This window comes from Bacillus sp. UNC438CL73TsuS30, assembly GCF_000482325.1.
Taxonomy (GTDB): domain Bacteria; phylum Bacillota; class Bacilli; order Bacillales; family Cytobacillaceae; genus Neobacillus.
The window spans coordinates 70,123-88,967 of record NZ_AXVA01000005.1 but is presented as its reverse complement, the minus strand read 5'-3'; the positions used below and the strand labels follow the sequence as shown (position 1 = coordinate 88,967).

Annotated in this window: 19 protein-coding genes; 4 read left to right on the top strand and 15 right to left on the bottom strand. The window is 38.0% G+C overall.

Going from position 1 to position 18,845, the window contains the following annotated elements; genetic code table 11:
• Positions 1-64: 64 nt before the first annotated feature.
• From M028_RS0100565 to M028_RS0100545, 5 genes are all read right to left on the bottom strand, one after another.
• Complete coding sequence (locus M028_RS0100565; RefSeq protein WP_026572162.1) at positions 65-2,623, bottom strand: DNA translocase FtsK; 2,559 nt, start codon at positions 2,621-2,623, stop codon at positions 65-67.
• Between the two features lie 164 nt (positions 2,624-2,787).
• Positions 2,788-3,582, bottom strand: coding sequence for a DUF1444 domain-containing protein (locus M028_RS0100560; protein WP_035423579.1), 795 nt, complete (start codon positions 3,580-3,582; stop codon positions 2,788-2,790).
• 86 nt (positions 3,583-3,668) lie between these two features.
• Positions 3,669-3,983, bottom strand: coding sequence for a thioredoxin family protein (locus M028_RS0100555; RefSeq protein ID WP_026572160.1), 315 nt, complete (start codon positions 3,981-3,983; stop codon positions 3,669-3,671).
• A 22-nt stretch (positions 3,984-4,005) separates the two neighbouring features.
• Complete coding sequence (locus tag M028_RS0100550; protein WP_026572159.1) at positions 4,006-4,521, bottom strand: DUF84 family protein; 516 nt, start codon at positions 4,519-4,521, stop codon at positions 4,006-4,008.
• 55 nt (positions 4,522-4,576) lie between these two features.
• Complete coding sequence (locus tag M028_RS0100545) at positions 4,577-5,650, bottom strand: M42 family metallopeptidase (RefSeq protein WP_026572158.1); 1,074 nt, start codon at positions 5,648-5,650, stop codon at positions 4,577-4,579.
• A 183-nt stretch (positions 5,651-5,833) separates the two neighbouring features.
• Here M028_RS0100545 and M028_RS0100540 point away from each other — a divergent pair, with 183 nt between their 5' ends.
• Positions 5,834-6,148: a PepSY domain-containing protein gene (locus tag M028_RS0100540; protein WP_026572157.1), complete on the top strand. Its 315-nt coding sequence runs from the start codon at positions 5,834-5,836 to the stop codon at positions 6,146-6,148.
• A gap of 45 nt (positions 6,149-6,193) precedes the next feature.
• On the opposite strand, the gene M028_RS0100535 is transcribed toward M028_RS0100540, so the two are convergent.
• Positions 6,194-7,030: a YtnP family quorum-quenching lactonase gene (locus M028_RS0100535; protein WP_026572156.1), complete on the bottom strand. Its 837-nt coding sequence runs from the start codon at positions 7,028-7,030 to the stop codon at positions 6,194-6,196.
• Between the two features lie 81 nt (positions 7,031-7,111).
• Positions 7,112-7,759 (bottom strand): tRNA (guanosine(46)-N7)-methyltransferase TrmB, encoded by a 648-nt coding sequence (gene trmB / locus M028_RS0100530; RefSeq protein WP_026572155.1) that lies wholly within the window; start codon positions 7,757-7,759, stop codon positions 7,112-7,114.
• 168 nt (positions 7,760-7,927) lie between these two features.
• Between trmB and M028_RS0100525 the strand changes: the two genes are divergently transcribed.
• Positions 7,928-8,206 carry a YtzH-like family protein gene (locus M028_RS0100525; RefSeq protein WP_026572154.1) on the top strand — a complete coding sequence of 93 codons (279 nt, stop codon included), beginning with the start codon at positions 7,928-7,930 and terminating at the stop codon, positions 8,204-8,206.
• Here the strand turns inward: M028_RS0100525 and M028_RS0100520 are convergent, their stop codons facing one another.
• The 5 genes from M028_RS0100520 to pepV form a co-directional block, all read right to left on the bottom strand.
• Positions 8,207-8,980, bottom strand: coding sequence for a phosphotransferase family protein (locus M028_RS0100520; protein WP_026572153.1), 774 nt, complete (start codon positions 8,978-8,980; stop codon positions 8,207-8,209). It abuts the gene before it with no gap.
• 239 nt (positions 8,981-9,219) lie between these two features.
• Positions 9,220-11,364: a type I pullulanase gene (pulA, locus tag M028_RS0100515; RefSeq protein ID WP_026572152.1), complete on the bottom strand. Its 2,145-nt coding sequence runs from the start codon at positions 11,362-11,364 to the stop codon at positions 9,220-9,222.
• Positions 11,351-12,331 (bottom strand): diacylglycerol/lipid kinase family protein, encoded by a 981-nt coding sequence (locus tag M028_RS0100510; RefSeq protein ID WP_026572151.1) that lies wholly within the window; start codon positions 12,329-12,331, stop codon positions 11,351-11,353. The genes pulA and M028_RS0100510 overlap by 14 nt, the downstream gene beginning before the upstream one ends.
• Before the next feature lie 15 nt (positions 12,332-12,346).
• A complete protein-coding gene (gene thpR / locus M028_RS0100505; RefSeq protein ID WP_026572150.1) occupies positions 12,347-12,916 on the bottom strand; it encodes an RNA 2',3'-cyclic phosphodiesterase in 570 nt (189 codons plus the stop codon).
• Between the two features lie 261 nt (positions 12,917-13,177).
• Positions 13,178-14,599, bottom strand: coding sequence for a dipeptidase PepV (gene pepV / locus M028_RS0100500; RefSeq protein WP_026572149.1), 1,422 nt, complete (start codon positions 14,597-14,599; stop codon positions 13,178-13,180).
• Between the two features lie 516 nt (positions 14,600-15,115).
• On the opposite strand from pepV, the gene M028_RS0100495 reads away from it, so the two are divergent.
• Positions 15,116-15,337 carry a DeoR family transcriptional regulator gene (locus M028_RS0100495; RefSeq protein ID WP_026572148.1) on the top strand — a complete coding sequence of 74 codons (222 nt, stop codon included), beginning with the start codon at positions 15,116-15,118 and terminating at the stop codon, positions 15,335-15,337.
• Positions 15,338-15,809: 472 nt separating this feature from the next.
• On the top strand, positions 15,810-17,147 hold the full coding sequence (locus M028_RS0100485) for an amino acid permease (protein WP_026572147.1): 1,338 nt from the start codon (positions 15,810-15,812) through the stop codon (positions 17,145-17,147).
• A gap of 91 nt (positions 17,148-17,238) precedes the next feature.
• Here the strand turns inward: M028_RS0100485 and M028_RS0100480 are convergent, their stop codons facing one another.
• The 3 genes from M028_RS0100480 to M028_RS0100470 form a co-directional block, all read right to left on the bottom strand.
• Positions 17,239-17,613 (bottom strand): ArsR/SmtB family transcription factor, encoded by a 375-nt coding sequence (locus M028_RS0100480; RefSeq protein ID WP_026572146.1) that lies wholly within the window; start codon positions 17,611-17,613, stop codon positions 17,239-17,241.
• On the bottom strand, positions 17,614-18,030 hold the full coding sequence (locus tag M028_RS0100475) for an SRPBCC family protein (protein ID WP_026572145.1): 417 nt from the start codon (positions 18,028-18,030) through the stop codon (positions 17,614-17,616).
• A 207-nt stretch (positions 18,031-18,237) separates the two neighbouring features.
• The gene (locus M028_RS0100470; RefSeq protein WP_026572144.1) at positions 18,238-18,759 is read right to left on the bottom strand and encodes a hypothetical protein; all 522 of its coding nucleotides are present in this window, start codon (positions 18,757-18,759) and stop codon (positions 18,238-18,240) included.
• Positions 18,760-18,845: the final 86 nt, after the last annotated feature.

Below are 18,845 nucleotides of genomic sequence, written 5' to 3'. Positions count from 1 at the left end.
AACTATTTAAGAACTATTTACTTTTATTTCAAATATTTCATTTTCGAATTCAAAGAGTATTGAGTTATCCATTTGCATTCGCCTCATAATAGGCTTCTAAATCCGATGCCGTAATTAAAACCTCACGCGGTTTACTTCCATTTGCACTGGAAATAAACCCATTTGCTTCAAGCATATCCATTAATCTTGCTGCACGGTTGTACCCGATTTTAAAACGGCGTTGCAAACTAGAGGTTGAGGCCGTGCCATGGTCAATGATAAACTCGCAGGCTTCATAAAAAAGTTCATCCTCCTCCTCTGTCACTTGCGCCTTCTTTAAAAGTTCTTCCTGTTCAAATAAATAATCCGGTTCCTGCTGCTCTCTTACATGGGCAACAACAAGGTCAATTTCTTCATCAGAAACAAATGTACCTTGTAAACGGACAGGCTTCGATGAACCATTTTCTAAAAAGAGCATATCCCCCCGTCCAAGCAATTTTTCCGCCCCGCTTATGTCAATGATTGTTCGCGAATCAATTTGTGATGAAACGGAAAAAGCAATTCGTGTTGGAATATTTGCTTTGATGAGCCCTGTAATAACGTCTACAGAAGGTCTTTGGGTAGCCACGATTAAATGGATTCCACATGCTCTAGCCTTTTGGGCAATTCGGCAAATTGCTTCCTCCACATCTGCCGGTGACATCATCATTAAATCAGCCAACTCATCAATAATAATGACAATGAACGGCAGCTTGTCGGAATATCTCTTATGTTCCATTGCTAGTTCATTAAAGCGGTTGATATCTCGGACACCTGTATGGGCAAAAAGCTCGTAGCGTCTTTCCATTTCCTCAACAGCCCATTTTAACGCAGCTGTTGCCGCTTTTACATCCGTTATAACCGGGCTGACCAAATGTGGGATTCGATTATAAGGGGCTAATTCAACCATTTTGGGATCAATCAGCAATAACTTTAAATCTTCAGGACTAGCTTTAAATAATAAACTAACAAGGATTGTGTTAATACAAACACTTTTTCCCGACCCCGTAGCTCCGGCAATTAAACCGTGCGGCATTTTTTTCAAATCAGTTACAATCGGTTTTCCTGAAATATCGAGCCCTAAGACAGCCGTTAAGGGCGAGCCGGATTCCTTAAAAACATTACTTTGGATAATTTCATTTATGAAGACCGGCCGTGACTTTTGATTAGGAACTTCAATACCAATCGTATGCTTTCCCGGGATAGGAGCCTCAATCCGGATATCTCTAGCAGCAAGGCTTAATTTAATATCATCACTAAGGTTTGTAATTTTATTTACCTTGACACCCGGCTCAGGCTGAACCTCAAAGCGTGTAACGGCTGGACCCTGTGTTACATTAACCACCTTTGCTCCAACGTTAAAATTTTGTAAGGTTTGGTTTAATAAATTTTCCTGGTTTTGAATCCACTCTGTATCTTTTTCAACTACTACTGGTGGACTCAACAAAGAAAATTCAGGAAATTGATAGATATCCGCTTCTGAGATAGCCACTTCTTCATGAGCCACAGTTTTATCATAAGTGGTTGCCTCTTCTATATGGACCTCGGGTTCATTATGAGCGTTTGCTTCCTCTTTATGGACCTTCGGTTCATCATGAGTGGTTGGCTCTTTTTTATGGGCCTCGATTTCATCATGAGTGAATGCCTCTTTTTTTGGTGCAGCATTATCTATTTGAAAAATTGGCACTTCCTTCAATTCCTCATGAACCACTTTTACTTCCTTACCCGTTTCTACCGGCTTGTTTATTTCCAGCGGTATTCGGGAATCCATGCCCATTTTTCTTTGTATTTTTCTTTCTTCCCATTTCTCCTTATCCTGCTTTAACATCATGACATTGAATGGTAAATGGGACTGCTTTGGTCTTGGATTCTCCGTATGCACCTGAACGGTTTCTACACTTGTTTGTGGTGGTAAGTTTTCAGGTTCAACCGCTTGAACAGAAAGAATCTCTTGATCACAATCCGTTATAGAATCTGAAATATTTAAGGATGGCTCAGACTGCCCTGAATTTTCCTCTTTTTTAACCTCCTCAACTAACAGACCGGGTTCTGTTACCAGGATAACAGGATTTTCATTTTGTTCCTGCGGTGAGACTTGAATCTCTTCCATCATTTTTTGGCTGCTTTGGAGTGATTCTGTATCCTCTTTTATAAAATGAGTAAGCTCGTGCTCAACAAGGATTGAATTGTTGGTCTTCACAGGTTTTTTAAATCCAAAAACTGGGGATGGAATTTCGGTTGGATGAAAAGGTCTGCTTTTTTTTGGCTCCTGCTCCTTTTGTATTTTAGGAGCTGCCTTTTTCTCTTGCTGAACCTCAAAATGCTCTGTATCTTTTCTTTTTTGCTGTCTTTCTGTTCGCTTCTTTGAAGCTGCACCCTTATTTTCGATTGACTTTTCATCCTGGATAATAGGTAAACGAATTTTCCCTTTTGGATATTGGTAGGAAATACGGGCATCGATATCCCTGCCGCCTTCCTTATTTTTTAAAGAGGGAAGGTCTCTCATCTCATTATGTATTCTAGAATGGTTCAGTTCATATTCGTAATCATTTTCATCTTCCTCATCGTTTTTAAACCTTTGAAAAAAGTTTTGGATCCAGCTCAAAACTATCACTCTTTCTACTTTCATCTATTATTCTATTTTAGCAGTATTTGATAATATTTCGACAAGAAATCTAAAAATCAGTCGAAATATAGTGGAATAGGTAGGAATTCTTAAAATACAAATGAAAAAAGACCACTTTTTGTTGTGATCCTTCCTCATTTTTGTCACTTATTTTTTCCTAAAATAAAGATTGGTTCTAGTTCCCCATCCTCGTACAAAAATGACAATGCCGTGATGGGCACATGGCCATTAGCAAAGAAGCTCATCGCTAATTGTGCTAGAACATCATAGCCTCTGTCATTTCGAATATCTGCAATGACCAGCACATCCTGATGCGGTACAGCTAATACCATTGTTCCTGAAACTTTCTTTTGCATCTCATTTAAAAAGCCTTTATTTAAAATCCTGCTGGCATCATACCCATCATTTGTGTTAAGGAAATAAAAGACATTTCCAGCAACATGATCTTCCTTTAATGGGGTTGGAAGGGATCTGGCATTAAATAACGCAATTTCTCTTATCCGATTTACTTCCCATCCCTCATTTTCCAGCACACGTGAATCAATTAATCGATACGTTTTTCCCATATCAATGGCATAATAGATTTTCGTCTCCGCTGTATGCTCATCGACTAAAAATGGGACACCCTCTTCTGCTTCAGCCGGAAAAGATGTAGACCGAATAACAGGGAAAATATTTTTCTCGTGGTTTGTTAACTGGATTTTACCTTCCATCGCCTTTAGGCCTTCTTCAACATAATAAACCACTTCATCAATGGCTTTTTCTTTATTGGTATGCCAATTAGCAATTATTCCAGATAAAGAAACCGTAATCCCTTTTCCAGCCGCAGAATTTTCGATTCGGAGCTGATCTTTATCACGATCAAACGTAAAGTTCCGACCAGGAGCCGCCAATCGCTGTTCTAATTCTTTTCGCATTTTTTTACTATCCATTTTCATCCTTATCCCTCCATATCAAAGGAGATGCGCACTTATTGTAACATGAAAAAACTCCATCTCAAAAGGAGATGGAGAGAGAAACGAAATTATTTTAGGCCCTTGATGAAATTTTCGATTTCCTCTTGGGTTTTTCGATCCTTACTAACAAAGCGACCGAGTTCTTTGCCATTTTCAAAGCCAATAAAGCTCGGAATTCCAAATACATCAAGCTGCTGGCAAAGATCAATAAACTGATCGCGGTCAACATGAATAAAAGTATATTCTTTAAAATTTTCTTCGATTTCATGGAGGAACGGTTCAATAAAACGGCAATCCCCGCACCATTTTGCTGAAAACATAAAAATCGTTTTTCCCTTATCCCGAAGTTGTTCAAATTGCTCCATAGACTCTAAATTTTTCATTATCATTGCCTCCTAAGTTTCTTTATTTCCTGTTTATTTGATAGGTGTATTGTCCAACTAGCTGCTTCACAATATGGGTAAACATTTCATCCCGTTTAATGAATCCATTGGTAAAAATTCCAATTGCCCCTTCTTTTTTACGGACATTTTCCTTGTTGGAGAAATCCTCCATTACTGGCCCTAATTCTTCTCCTGCCCTCAAACGTGCCGCAACTTCTTCAGGGAGCAGAATTCTTGCTCCTCCAGCAATAATCGGTTCTCTGCCTTTTGCAGCAAGTGCCCCCCAATTTACAATCAATAACCCATGTTCGGATTCTTGCACGCCGCCTTCAAGTCCAATACCTAGATCACCATTTCCTTGTTCTAGTGCCTCTTGTGCCCGATTGATTGCTCCTTGAATCGTTTCATCATCCGAAAACGGCTGGTCACTTACTTCTGACGGGATATCTAAGGAGAGAAACTCCGCTTCTGTTTCAACAAATACATTTTTAACTGCAGAAATTTTAGCAGGGTTCTTGGTTCCGATAATGATTTTCATGGTGCCGCTCCTTTTTCGCTAAAAAGAGGCATATCCAAATGCCCCCTCTTAATTTTTAACTATTTGCTTTTATAGAATCTACCGTTGATTTGTCACATGCTTTTACAAGTTTGACTAATAATTCTTTTGCTGCGGCATAATCGTCTACATGAATAATCGAAGCATGGGTATGGATGTAGCGAGAGCATATACCGATTACTGCGCTTGGAACACCTTCATTGGACAAGTGAACCCTTCCTGCATCTGTACCGCCTTGCGACACGAAATATTGATACGGAATATTATGGGTTTCAGCCATATCGAGGACGAATTCTCTCATTCCACGATGGGTAACCATTGAGCGATCAAGGATTCGCAGCAAGGTCCCTTTTCCTAACTGGCCAAATTCTGACTTCTTCCCTGACATATCATTAGCAGGGCTTGCATCTAGTGCAAAAAAGATATCAGGATTAATCATATTGGCAGCAGTCTGTGCACCTCTTAATCCTACTTCTTCTTGGACCGTAGCTCCGGAATATAGAGTATTTGGCAAAATTTCATCCTTTACTGCCTGAAGTAGTTCAATCGCTAATCCGCAGCCATAACGATTATCCCAAGCCTTCGCTAAAATTTTCTTCTCATTGGCCATTGGCGTAAATGGACAAATCGGTAAAATTGCCTGACCTGGCTTGATGCCAATCCGCTTCGCATCCTCACGGTCATCCGCACCAATGTCAATCAGCATATTCTTGATTTCCATCGGTTTATTTTTCTTTGAATCATCAAGTAAATGAGGAGGAATTGAGCCCACGACGCCAATAACCGGGCCATTTTTCGTCATAATTTGAACCCGCTGTGCTAAAAGAACCTGGCTCCACCAGCCTCCAAGTGTTTGGAAACGAATCATTCCGTTATCGGTAATGGAAGTAACCATAAAACCCACTTCATCCATATGTCCTGCTACCATTACGATTGGACCACTTTCATTACTCCTTTTCACACCGAAAATACTTCCAAGGTTATCTTGGATAATTTCATCCGCATAAGGTGTTAATTGTTCCCGCATAAAATTTCTCACAAGATGTTCATTTCCAGGAGCGCCGGGAAGCTCTGTCAAGGTTTGAAAAAGCTTTAATGTTTGTTCGTTCATTTTCAAACTCCTTAAAATTTATTTATGTATATATTTATTTTACAGAATCATTTCCTTGATGACCAACATTTCAAATCGCCAATGGTTATATTATGTTCAGACCATTAAATACGATATACTAAAAGGAGAATTCTTAACCGAAACGTTTTCTTTTCTAAATCATATTTCGGAGGTACAGAAGGTATGAACTGGAAATCATTTATCATTGGTGCGGCGGCTGGAGCAATAAGCAGTTTAGCAGTAAGAGAAATTATTTCAAAAAATTCAACAGTTTCACCTGAGCGGGTATTAGAAAGTGTAAAAAAACAGTTTAAACAAAACGGAGACATCAACGGGTCATGGATACATATGGAAGCTGTGCCCTACCAAAAGCAACAAATCCTATATCAAGTATATAAAGGCGGCATATCCAAAAATAACGAGGGTACAGCCGAGCAATATGAATTTGTCGCTGATGCTAAAACGGGAACGGTCATAGACGTTCATGTTACCAAGTAAATAGAATAAAAACGGGCCGTACCACGATAGGTACGCCCCATTTTTTTAGCTTCTTTTAATGGCATCCGTTATTTGTCCGTCTGCACCCCATTTAACTGCACGATAAAAGGCATCATGATAAAAGGTAAACCAGGCATTTTTCTCAAGGGCATATGGCAGCCATTTTTCTTTGGCGGCAATCGAATCCATTGGGTAATCATCATAGGCCATTACCCATAGCGCATTTTGATGGGCATGAGTTGCTAGTAAATCCGCCATATGAATGGCAACCTCATCGCCATCTTCAATGAGTAAAATCGAATGTCCATTACTATGCCCGCCGGTATGAATCAAGGTCAGGGAACCTAAGCTCCACTTTTCATCAAAGGGTATGACCTGTTTTTCAATTGCCTGCCAATTTTCCTTCCAATATGTATTTTTGGAGCGAATATTAGGGGCACGCATCTCATCCCATTCGATTTTAGACGTGATAATTTTCGCATTTGGAAAAGCTGAAACATATTCACCATCAACAAGTTTCGTAAGACCGCCTGCATGATCAAAATGCAAATGAGTCATAAGAACATAATCAATCTCTTCCGGCTTTAGTCCTTCTTTTTCAAGAGATGAATCCAATTCCGACTCTTTTGTTACTCCAAAATTCCGCAATTGTTTTTCTGTTAATTTTCCTTTTCCGATTCCGGTCTCAACTAATATGTTCATCCCATTCATTTGGATTAATAACGGATCTGTCGGACATTCAATTTGGTTTTTTTCGTTAGCCGGATACTTTCTATCCCACAATATTTTTGGAACAACACCAAACATCGCACCGCCATCTAAGTTTGTAACTCCTCCGGTAAGCCATGTAAGCGTTACCCTTCCAATTTGTAATTTTTCCACGGACCTCTCCTCCTCTTCCTTCATTTTACCATTGTCTGATAATTCAGGAAAACAAAAAAGACAGCCCTATAAAGAACTGTCCTATCCTTCATTTTGATATTTTACTTCTGAGCGGTATATGCGGTTGCCTTTTTCAGAGAATTTTTGTTCATATTCTGTCATGATATTCCCTTCATAATCACTGTTATGGAGGTCAAGACTGACATATTTCAACAATAAACCGTATTCCGAAAAGCTCCTTAACGAATATTCAAATAAACCTTGATTATCCGTTTTAAAATGAATTTCCCCACCATCGACTAACATGTCCTCATACTTTTTCAAAAAGTCTTTATACATTAATCTTCTTTTTTCATGACGTACTTTTGGCCATGGATCGGAAAAATTCAAATACACGCGAGCCACATCGTTTTTTGCAAAGTATTTTTCTAAATCCTCTGCATTAACATTTAATAGCTTAAGGTTCGGTAAATCCGCTTCAATTAAGCGATCTAAAGCCGCAACAATCACGCTGTCGTATACCTCAATCCCCATATAATTAATGTCAGGGTGAGCCTTCGCCATTTCTGTAATAAAACGGCCTTTGCCTGTTCCAATTTCGATGTGAAGCGGCTGATCTTTCACAAATGCTTCCTTCCATCTTCCTTTAAAATCTTCAGGATTGGGAACTATATATTGTGGGTGCTGCTCTATTTTCTCCTTTGCCCAAGGCTTATTTCGAAGTCTCATTATTACACTCCTAAAAATATTTTCGTTCAAACTTTAACATGCGATGATCCATAAGTGCAAGGCGAATCTTTTGGAAATCAAGTAACTTAGATGCAATGTATAAACAAAAAAAGAATTCACAACCTAACTGTGAATTCTACTTATTATCACTTGAAAGGGTGTTACGCTATGCCATTAAGTCACCAAGACCAAGTTACGTTACTAAAAGATATATTAAGCAATCATCAAACAGATTGCTGTGGATCTGTTGCTGAATGTGAACAATTGGAACGTTTAGTAAAATCCCTTATGGTTAATACACAAGTCGATCAAAATGTAAAAAGCATTTTGCAGGAAGTGTATCAATACAGCCAAAATGGAGCTCAGACTGCTGATTTAGACCAGCATATCCTTTCAAACCAAGAGAACCTATCCGGGTGGGTTAGTAATATTGATCAATTCTCTTAATTAAAGAATGACATTTAAAAACTTAACCCACTTATCCATTTCCTGAAATCTACTTTTATTTTTATGCCATTGTATGGAAGATATCGTTTGAATGGCCACATACCATTTCATTCTCAGTCTTAAATCATCTGTTAACAATTTTCCATACATCGCTAACCATTGGTCCCAGCTTTCTTCGGAAATATACCAATAAAGTAATAATCCTAAATCAATAGCAGGGTCAGCAATCATGGCACCGTCCCAATCAATCAAGTACAACTGGTTGTTTTCATCGAGCAGCCAGTTGTTATGATTAACATCACCATGGCAAACAACCTTTTCCTCGCTATAAATATTTGATACTTCTTCTTTTAAAAAGTCCATCGTTTTTTGCACTTCCGGTAATCCCAGGACCTCTGAATCTAATTGTGATTGCACGGATTGAAAAATCGTTTCAGGAGACATTGCCGTTTTTTCCAGGCGGCTTAACATGCCTAGCATTGGCTCTGAGCGATGAATTTTCTTCAGAAGCTTTGCGACGACTTCTTGATCCATTTCAGCCGGCTTAAGTTCTCTTCCAGAAAGCCATTGCTGTGCTGTTATCACATCACCATTTTCCAATCGTTTTGTCCAAACAAGCTTCGGGACAATGCCTTCAGCAGATAAGACCGCAAGAAATGGAGAGGAATTACGTTTCAGAAAAAGCTTTTGATCCTGATACTGGGCAACAAAAGCTTCTCCAGTCGCTCCACCAGCCGGGACAATTTCCCATTCTTGTCCAAGTAAATGTTCCAAAATTGTTCACCTTCAATTATGACCGTTCTAATGGGGTACTAGCCCATTTTATTCCGAAGTAAAATCCTTGCTGCTGGAAGGTTCTTTCTTTCCCTGTAATACTTCACAGCTTTAAAATTTAAGGAGATTTTATACTAAATAATAAAAATAAAAAAAGCTATTGATATCATTTCACACAATAGCCATCTTAATAAATTTTATCCCCAAAGAGCTTTTTTCGTCAAGTAAATCTAAAGAATCTATTTTTTCGCAAAAATATTTATACTGATAGGTTGAATTTTTACTTCTCCCCCAGAAATCGTTTTGCTCATAGAAATCCCAGCCTCATTATGGTCAGCTAACACGTACCATTCTCCTTCTGGAAGGTTGATTATTTCTTCACTTTTTCTTGGATTTATGGCAAGAAAGACTTCACGATATTCTCCATTTTTATTTTGATAGACAAAGGTGATGAGCGGATCGTGAAGGGGACTTTGTTTCATGGATGCGCGGATTTCCTCGGCGGTGCGTAATCTGAAACAGGATAACTTTTTTCGAATGTCTATTAAACCTTTTATATATTGAACATTATTTATATAACGGCATTTTCGATTCCAATCCAGTTGGTTTATAGAATCAGGTGATCGATAGCTATTCCCTTCACCATGCTTCGTGCGAAAGAATTCCTGGCCGCTATGAAGAAAAGGAACTCCCTGTGACACAATCACACATGCTGTTGCAAGCAAATGATATTTTATTCGAATGGATTCATCTTCCGTTTGATAGCATGCCAATAGTTTATCCCACATTGTATGATTATCGTGGCATTCCACATAATTGACTGTTTGAGAGGGCTCATTAAATAACTTGTTTTCCTTTTTCACAACTCCAACACTGCCGGCAATTAAATCAGCTGCTGCCTCATAGTGATGTTCATTTCCAAAGGCATATCCTTTATCAAATAAATTAAAGGTACTCCCTTTAATCGTATCCCGGAATTTATCATTAAATTGAGCAATAGTGGGAAGTTTAGACTGGTTTTGAATAATCGCCTTTTTATCAAGCGGAAGGGGCGTATTTAAATTCCAACCCTCGCCAATTAACAAGATCCCCTTTGCCAATCGATCACACATCTTTCTTACTTCGGACATGGTTTGCACATCAAGAATTCCCATTAAGTCAAAACGAAAACCATCAATATGGTATTCTTCCAGCCAGAAACGAATGGAATCTAGAATAAACTTTCTTACCATTTTTCTTTCTGATGCAATATCATTTCCAACTCCTGTACCGTTTGACGGCATCCCAAATTCATTATGACGGAAATAATAGCCCGGTACTATTTTTTCAAATGGGGAGTTTTCGCGACTGTACACATGATTATATACGACATCCATTATTACCTTTAAACCTTTATAATGAACTTGATCAATTAATTGCTTTAGTTCCTTAATTCTGGAATAGGGATCAGTTGGGTCGGTAGCATAGCTTCCATCAGGGGCATTAAAATGTACAGGGTTATAGCCCCAGTTATATTCCTTTTTTGCTTCTAATTCATTTACCCCGGCAAAATCATGAAAGGGTAAAAATTCAATATGAGTTATTCCTAAATCTTTTAAATAAGAGAGACCTGTCACGTCTCCTTCTTTTCTTTTTGTATCAAATTCACCTGCACCAAGATAAAGCCCTTTGTGCTTTACTCCACTATTGGGATGGATGGTAAAATCCCTGATATGTGTTTCATAAATGATCGCATCGACTGGACTCTCCAATTCAGGCAAGGGGATTTTCGGTCTCGCCGTTTTTTCCAACTTAACGATTACTCCCCGCTCCCCATTAACCGAAACAGCTGTAGCATAGGGGTCAGCAGCTTCCTGCCATACTTGATTCACAAGGACGAGAAAAGTATAGTGATGATAGTCTAAGTCGCGATGGACTACTGCAGACCAAACCCCTCTATCCTGTCGCTTCATTTTTACAATTTCAGCATATGGACCTTGAGGCTGCCGTAGTTTGACTTTCACTTGGGTAGCAGTCGGTGCCCATAGTTTAAATTGAGTATAAGTTTCCGTACATTTTGCCCCAAGGTCATCTCCATCGTAATAATATTTTTTATCGAATAATTCTGTACGAATTACTGCACCTATTTGTAGGTCTGTTTTACCACCGTGCTCATCCATTATCCAGTATACTTTTCCAAAACTAATTTCATCTGCAAGCTGACAAACATATTTATTATTATTTTCAATTTGTCTTTTCTCGAGTATCTTTAGAGGCTGTGTCTTAATTCCATCACTTATCGAAAATGTTGCAGACTTACCTTGGTGATATGAAAGAGGAAGAAGAATCGCAATGATCTTCATCTCATCTAAGTAGGCAAGAAAATTTCGTTCACTGGAAATCATTCGAATCCCTCTCTTTCAAACCAAATTCTTGTAAATTTTGTTTTCCTGTAAGAATTTTTAATGCCTTTGATTTGAGCTGTATCTTTAATGGAGTATAACCAATAAACTCACCGTCAGCATGGGCAAAAAGGGGGGCTGATGATTGAATAGAAATTTTCTTGCCCTTAAGCATTTTTACTTCCTTAAAAAGAACATGTTTTCCCCAAAAAACACTAATAAAAACTAATAACAGTTTCAGCCTTGATAATTGATGGACAACCGTAATATCAAAAACGCCATCATTCGGCTTGGCATCTGGTGCAATCTGCATTCCGCCGCCATAAAAGGGCTGATTCGAAACTGTGACAAACCATGTATGTTCAAATATATGCGTTTTACCATCAATTGATAAACGAATTGTTGAACGTTTATACTTAAAAAGTTTAATCAATAAAAAATTAACATATACTAACCTTCCCAAGGATAGGCTATTTAAGACGGATTTAATCTTTGAACGATTCACATCATATGAAATCAGCGCATCAAATCCAACACCCATATTGTTTATAAAATAGCAAGTTGATTGATCCCCCCTATCGATTTTCCCAATATCAACGCTTGCTTCATTTTGCATTAAACGGAGTAGTGCATTAAGGGCTTGCTTCGGTTTAGAGGGAATTTCAAATCCTCTCGAAAAATCATTTCCTGATCCTCCAGGAATAAATCCAAGAGTAATATTATTATAGTTTACAACTCCATTCATCACTTCATGCACGGTTCCATCACCGCCAAGTGCAACGATGATGGTGTGCTCCTCGACACGCTCCGCAATTTGTAATGCAAGTGTTTTTGCATGTCCCGGGGAATTCGTAAAAAACGCTATATAGGGTATTTGTTCGACCTTTAATTGGCTCTCAATCTTCCTCCAGATTTTTTTACAGGTCCCGCTTCCAGCCTTGGGATTAATAATAAAGTAGATGGTCTTCATACCGAATCAACCTTTTTATTTTATTAGAGGGAAAATTTCCTTTACTTCATATTTTGGTGTTTTCTCTATATGGGTTTGAAATAAAACCACTTCATTCGCTATAAAAACAAGTGGTTTCGGCTGTAGTTCCTGCCAAACATCAAGTTTATCATGATGAAAAGGTTCATCCCCTGTCCATTTCCTTGCAAGGGTGATATGAGGACGAAACGGTTTTGTTTCAAGCTGAAAACCTGAATTTTCACATGCTGTAAATGCTTTTCTTCTTACCAACTGAAGTTCATCACTTTTTATCGTATCCGCCCAAAAGATACGGGGGGATTCTTTACGTCCAAAAGTTCCAAGTTGGTTGATTTGCAGTGAAAAAGAAGATGTTCCCCTTAGTTCTTTCCTAACGTTTTCTATTGATTTTTCAAGTTGATCTGAAGGTGCAAATCCTAAAAAGGCTAAAGTAATATGTAAATCTTCATGATGAACCCAGCGGTTGAAAGGAAGGGACTGTTTTAATTTTTCACAATGGTCTTTCATGATTAATTTTATTTCTTTTGGAATTGGAACAGCGTAAAAAAAATGAGTTTGATGATTCATTTCTAAATCCTTCCTTTACTTAATTTTAGTCGATTTGCCTCCATTTGTATCTAATACAAAATTCAAAGGTTTCCGATATTTTTTACATTGTTAAAGAATTTATTTATAATAAATACTTTTAAAAAAGGCCGTGTTAAACTTGGTTGTTGATTTCCGCTCCAGGATGCTCACCTTCCTCACCAATTCAAGATTGTCCTTTTTCAAAGCCTTAAAAAAAGACGTGCAGCAGGGGTTTGCTGACACGTCTTTACTTTTTTTGCTTTATTCTTCTTTTGCCAGTTCATAGATTGCTTGTGCGTAGATGGCTGTGGCTTTGAATAAATCCTCAAGATCAATATATTCATCCTTTTGGTGGGCTACATCCGGTCTTCCCGGAAATAATGGCCCAAAGGCTACACCTGACTTAAGAGAACGCGCATAGGTTCCACCGCCAATTGCCAGCAGTTCCGCTTTCTCACCCGTTTGCTCTTCATAAACCTTCTTTAACGTCTGAATCAAGAAATCCTTTTCATCAACATGATGCGGTTTAGAATCTGAAAAGTTTTCAATCGTAAAACCTTCGTTTATCAACAGTGCGTCTAATTTTTCTTTTGTTGCTTCCATCTTGTTGGTGACAGGGTATCTGCACGTCATTCCAATTGTCCCACCGGACTCTTTTGTATAAGAGAACTTACCAGGATTGATGGTTAATTCTCCTGAAATATTATCTGAAAAAGCAACTCCTAAATGAACTCCCCTTGAATCATCAAAAAAATAACGGGAAACAAATTGAAAATATTGGGCTGCTTTTCGATCTAAATTGAGCTTTGAAAGAAACTCTGATAAGAATAGGCCGGCATTTTTACCGTTTCTTGGCTCCATTCCATGAGCAGAAATTCCCTTTACTTCTAAAGTGAGCTTTTGATTTTCTTCTGAATAGTGATGATCGAGTTTATATTGGTTCATAAAATTTGTAAACATTTCAATGATCTCTGCCTGATTCTCCTTAATCTGAATCACTGCCTTTGCATGATCAGGAACCATATTATATCTTTTCCCTGAAAGAAAGGTTTGAACTTCAACATTTGCATCTGTATTAACCTGATCCGTTCCTTTTTGAACCATATCAAAGTCGGAAATTCCCTTTTCTGCGTTAATAATCGGAAAGTCAGCATCCGGAGCGAATCCAAGAGAAGGCATTTCTTCATGCTGAAAATAATGTTTCACACAGCGCCAATTGCTTTCTTCATCCGTTCCAATAATCATTCGTACCCGTTTCTTCAACGGCAGACCAAGTTCCTTCACAATTTTCATGGCATAATAAGCTGCTATTGTCGGCCCTTTATCATCAATCGCTCCCCTTGCATAGATTCTTCCATCTCGCACTTCAGCTGCATAGGGATTACTTGTCCAGCCGTCCCCCTCTGGAACAACATCGACATGGCAGAGAATTCCCAGCAAATTCCTCCCCTCTCCAAACTCCAGGTGTCCAGCTAGATTCCCAACATTTTTAGGGTTAAACCCATCCTTCTCCCCTAGAGTCAGCATGTAATCTAATGCCTCTTTCACCCCTTTACCTAGCGGGGCATCCTGCGTAGCATTTTCTTCATCTAATAAGCTTTTAATATGTAATAATCCCTGTGCATCTGTGAGCAGTGCCTCTTTTCTTTTTTCCACCTCAATAATCCAATCAATCTTTGTCAATTCAAATGCCTCCTAAAGCAAATATGATACATAAAGACAATATTATTATTGCAAATATCTTACCAATTTTCATAACAAAATCGAAATCCATTATTATTTTTAATTATTGGCTATATTAAAAGTCTTGTTGAATGTTGTAACAATGTTGATTGGAGCGGAAATCAACAGACAAGTTAAAAACAGACTTGCTATAAATAATTTACAAAAAATTCAATTAATTTATCATATTTCTAGCTTGATTCCCCATATTCTATACTAAGAGAATTTAAAGGAGGGAGAGTAACCACTATCTATAAATAAAAAGATTATTTGTAAAATGATGTATAATGGTGGAAATTTTCAGAAATTGTGGGTACAATAAGGTTAGATGTATGACATCTAAGTGTCCACTAAACGTCCATGCAAAGGAGATGTCTGCGGAAAAGAAACTACATATTCTTGAAGAGTACTTCTTCAAAGAGGCTGTCGGTAGAGGGAATTCGCCATAGGTTTGAAAAAAGGATAGGGAGTGGTTCTTTGAAACCTTCAACTAACCGGATGTTAAACCGCATCAAATGTATCTACATGTTTATTCGCAATAATGGCACTGTGACAACGCAGGAACTTGTAGAGGAATTTGGTATCACTCCTCGCACCATACAACGAGATTTAAATGTCTTAGCCTATAATGACTTGGTTATAAGCCCAAGCCGCGGAAAATGGACCACCACAGAAAAGAAAGTAAAGATTTCTTCTTAAACAGTTTATTAATGAATAACAAAATAATGAAAAAATAGCATGCGATAAGTTCGCGTGCTATTTTTTTTGCCCTTTTTAAAATAAGTCATTACTAGTAAAAATTCAGCCACTTACCTTTTACCGTCAGCATGTAAAAAATCCACACCCGTTATTGCTTTAAATTCCTGGTCATTTATAATGCCCAGCATTTTAAAAAGGAAAGAATATTTTAAGATTTTTTTATGGATACGCGGGGTCGAATACATTTCTATCACCCTCCAATTTTACTATTATTTTATTCGTGAAATCTAAAAAGTTTCCTTCAGGCAAAAAAATTCTTTAAGCGAAATTATTTATCATTATGGCAAAGATATCAGACTATACTTGATTTATAAACTTTTAAAATATATTATATTAATATAAAAAAACTTTAACGCATAAAAGCGTTTAAGCACAAAAGAACACTCGTGGTATATAGAAGGGTAGGAGCATTTTGGAAAAAAATCACCAAGGATTAAAAAGAGGGTTATTACCGCGTCATGTTCAGCTTATTGCCTTAGCTGGAATGATTGGGACCGGAATTTTCAAAGGAAGTTCAGACACATTAAATATCGCTGGTCCCGGTGTTGTATTAACCTATTTTATTGGCGGAATATTATTGTTAATCATTATGGCAGCATTAGGGGAAATGGCAGTTTCCTATCCAAACTTAAACGTACAGCTTTTGGTTAATAAAGCATTTGGATTCAAAGTTTCGTTCATTGTTGGTTGGCTCTATTGGATTAACTGGATCATTGTTACCGTTGTTGAGTTGCTCGCTGCGGGAAGTTTCCTGCAATTCTGGTTCCCTTCTGCACCATTATGGCTGTTAAGTCTTTTTTGTGGATTATTGATTGTGGGAATTAATTTATTTCAAGTTAAATACTATGGAGAGCTTGAATTTTGGTTTGCAGGAATCAAAATTTTAGCTTTAACGGCTTTTATTATCTTGGGTGTATTAATCCTAGTAGGAATAATCCCAAGCTCGATTCACGACCCGCTGTCCAATTATACGGCATATGGCGGTTTTTTCCCGCACGGTTTTCACGGTGTGGCCAGCGCCTTCCTAGTTGTAATGTTTTCCTATGGCGGAGCAGAATTAATTGGGGTTGCTGTTACGGAAACAAAAGATACTGAAAAAGTTTTGCCAAAGATCATTAAAGGGGCAGTATGGCGAGTCATTATCTTTTATATCTTCCCAATCCTTATCATTTGCGGGATGATACCATGGAACAAGGTATCAGGCGTAGATAGTCCCTTTGTCCAGGTATTGAGTATTACCGGGCTTCCAGGTGCCGCACATATTATGAACTTTGTGCTCTTAACGGCAGTTCTTTCAGCAGCCAATTCCGGTATTTATGCTACATCAAGAACCTTATTTTCAATGGCACAAAGCGGTGTAGCACCGAAAAGTCTATTAAAAATTTCTAAAAATGGAACCCCGATTGCAGGGATTTTGATTACAAGTGCATGGATTTTAGTCGGAATATTTTTAGCCTATATCACCCCAGACCAGGTAATTAGTTACTTAATGACGATTCCAGGGTTTACAGTGATGTTAATTTGGATTAGTATCTGTGCAGCTCAGTTAAAGCTTAGACCACATTATAAAAGCAAACCGTTTTTTAGGGTAATTGGATTCCCATTCACTACTATTTTTGCGATTGTTTCTTTAAGTGTCATTTTTATTGGGTTTCTGTTAAATTCAAATAATCTTATTGGATCAACTGTTTGTTTGGTCATCATGGGAATTTTGATTGTTCTTTCATTTACAGTTCGAAAAATGAATTAGCAATAAAAAGCCATCTAGCACTCTAAAAAGATAGTGGACGCTTCATATTAAACCAAAAAGTGATACCCATTTGTGAGGGTATCACTTTTTTCTATTCTTCAGTCTCGATTACCTTTGTAGGTCCCGATATATGAATGTGGTCCGGCTCATCGGTTTCCACAAGACGCTTGAGCGCCGAAAGTTTGTTTTCCCAAAAGATTTCAAAATATTGGAGCCAGTCCTTTAATTCATATAATGGCTCAGGTTCAAGCTTGTACCGTGTTTCTCTTCCGACCTTTCGCTCCTTAACCAGACCTGCATCAGCTAATACTCTTAAGTGCTTGGAAACGGCGGTACGGCTAATTGGAAATTGATTGCTTATATCTTTAACAGGCATTTCCTGCTGGCTTAAAAGTTTTAGCAGCCTTCGGCGAGTTGGGTCAGCGATGGCTTGAAAGACATCATGTTTGGCCGAAGAAGCTTCCATTTATGCTTCAACATATCCTTGTAATTTTTTAACAAGACCTGCCCAGCCTTGGTTCATATTTTCACGGATTGGAGTATGCGGTGCACCAAATTCAGTAACCTTATTCGCATCCCAGCCGCCATGGATTAAGGTGAATTCAGTTTTTCCCTCCAACTCTTTTAATTCAAATGTAAGGGTCCAATCCTTTCCCCAATTAAAAGAAAGACGATTAGGCGGGTCGACTAGTGTAACCTTACAAGGGGACATTCCAAACTGTCCGGCATTCAAATGAAATTCATGGCCTTCTACCGGTTCCATATCGTTCGGCATGAACCATGCAGCAAGCCCTTCTGAAGTTGCAACAGCGGCCCATACTTTATCAATGGGAGCATTGTAGATTTCTGTATATCTGATATCTTGTAGTGTTTCATTCGTCATTTTAAAAAGTCCTCCTCAAAATGTTCAGGTTTTAATAATAGATTTATGCAAACAAATAAGAAACCATTTGGTTTCGCATTTAAAATATATAACACCCTTTGGTTTCATGTCAATTATTTTTATATAAAAACAGCAACTCTACAATAGTAAAGTCACCTTAAAAGACTTGTTTCATTCAAAAATGGATTTATTAAAAACTTTATAAAATTAATTTCCCGGACTGCCAGCCGCTGCTCCATTACTTCTTCTTCTTTTTTGAATGGCATTGACTCCCATTATAATCGCAATTAATTCCTCTGAACGGAGATTCTCGTTAAAATTAGTTAATTGAAAAGCTGGGGAGGCAAAGAATCCGCTTACTTTTTCAAATTTGGCTATTGGGTTCGATCGCTCATCAAATACTTCATATGTACGAGAGAAAGCCTCTGCTTCAATTATATAAACACCTCGATCAAAGGCATTATATTCATATTTTTTAGCCAGGAAGGTTAGCTTTTGTTTAAGGATCCCCATTTCTTGCTCGCTGCCGTCTGAAATTCTCCACTTATTGCTAAAAAATCCAAATCTACCACTAATAATCTTTTTCCCATTCCCATCTATTACGTCAATACTAGAAGAAAAGGCGCTCTTGAGATCCAACTCCCCTACCTTCTCTTTTAAACTATTATAAACCTCCGTCCTGCCAGACGAAAAAAAATTATCTTTAAAATAAAGTGAATCCTTGTTCATTCTGCCACTCCTCGTAACTTTTTCTATCTACCAATATTACGTTAAATTTTGGAAAAAGTTTCATTTAAGAGAAGTAGAAATTTCTG

What these genes read in the sequence shown, in the direction of transcription:
- M028_RS0100560 (WP_035423579.1), bottom strand. Translation starts at nt 3,582, where the DNA reads ATGAAAATGGATAGTAAAAAAATGCGAAAAGAATTAGAACAGCGATTG.
- M028_RS0100555 (WP_026572160.1), bottom strand. Translation starts at nt 3,983, where the DNA reads ATGAAAAATTTAGAGTCTATGGAGCAATTTGAACAACTTCGGGATAAG.
- M028_RS0100550 (WP_026572159.1), bottom strand. Translation starts at nt 4,521, where the DNA reads ATGAAAATCATTATCGGAACCAAGAACCCTGCTAAAATTTCTGCAGTT.
- M028_RS0100545 (WP_026572158.1), bottom strand. Translation starts at nt 5,650, where the DNA reads ATGAACGAACAAACATTAAAGCTTTTTCAAACCTTGACAGAGCTTCCC.
- M028_RS0100540 (WP_026572157.1), top strand. Translation starts at nt 5,834, where the DNA reads ATGAACTGGAAATCATTTATCATTGGTGCGGCGGCTGGAGCAATAAGC.
- trmB (WP_026572155.1), bottom strand. Translation starts at nt 7,759, where the DNA reads ATGAGACTTCGAAATAAGCCTTGGGCAAAGGAGAAAATAGAGCAGCAC.
- M028_RS0100525 (WP_026572154.1), top strand. Translation starts at nt 7,928, where the DNA reads ATGCCATTAAGTCACCAAGACCAAGTTACGTTACTAAAAGATATATTA.
- pulA (WP_026572152.1), bottom strand. Translation starts at nt 11,364, where the DNA reads ATGATTTCCAGTGAACGAAATTTTCTTGCCTACTTAGATGAGATGAAG.
- M028_RS0100510 (WP_026572151.1), bottom strand. Translation starts at nt 12,331, where the DNA reads ATGAAGACCATCTACTTTATTATTAATCCCAAGGCTGGAAGCGGGACC.
- thpR (WP_026572150.1), bottom strand. Translation starts at nt 12,916, where the DNA reads ATGAATCATCAAACTCATTTTTTTTACGCTGTTCCAATTCCAAAAGAA.
- M028_RS0100480 (WP_026572146.1), bottom strand. Translation starts at nt 17,613, where the DNA reads ATGGAAGCTTCTTCGGCCAAACATGATGTCTTTCAAGCCATCGCTGAC.
- M028_RS0100475 (WP_026572145.1), bottom strand. Translation starts at nt 18,030, where the DNA reads ATGACGAATGAAACACTACAAGATATCAGATATACAGAAATCTACAAT.
- M028_RS0100470 (WP_026572144.1), bottom strand. Translation starts at nt 18,759, where the DNA reads ATGAACAAGGATTCACTTTATTTTAAAGATAATTTTTTTTCGTCTGGC.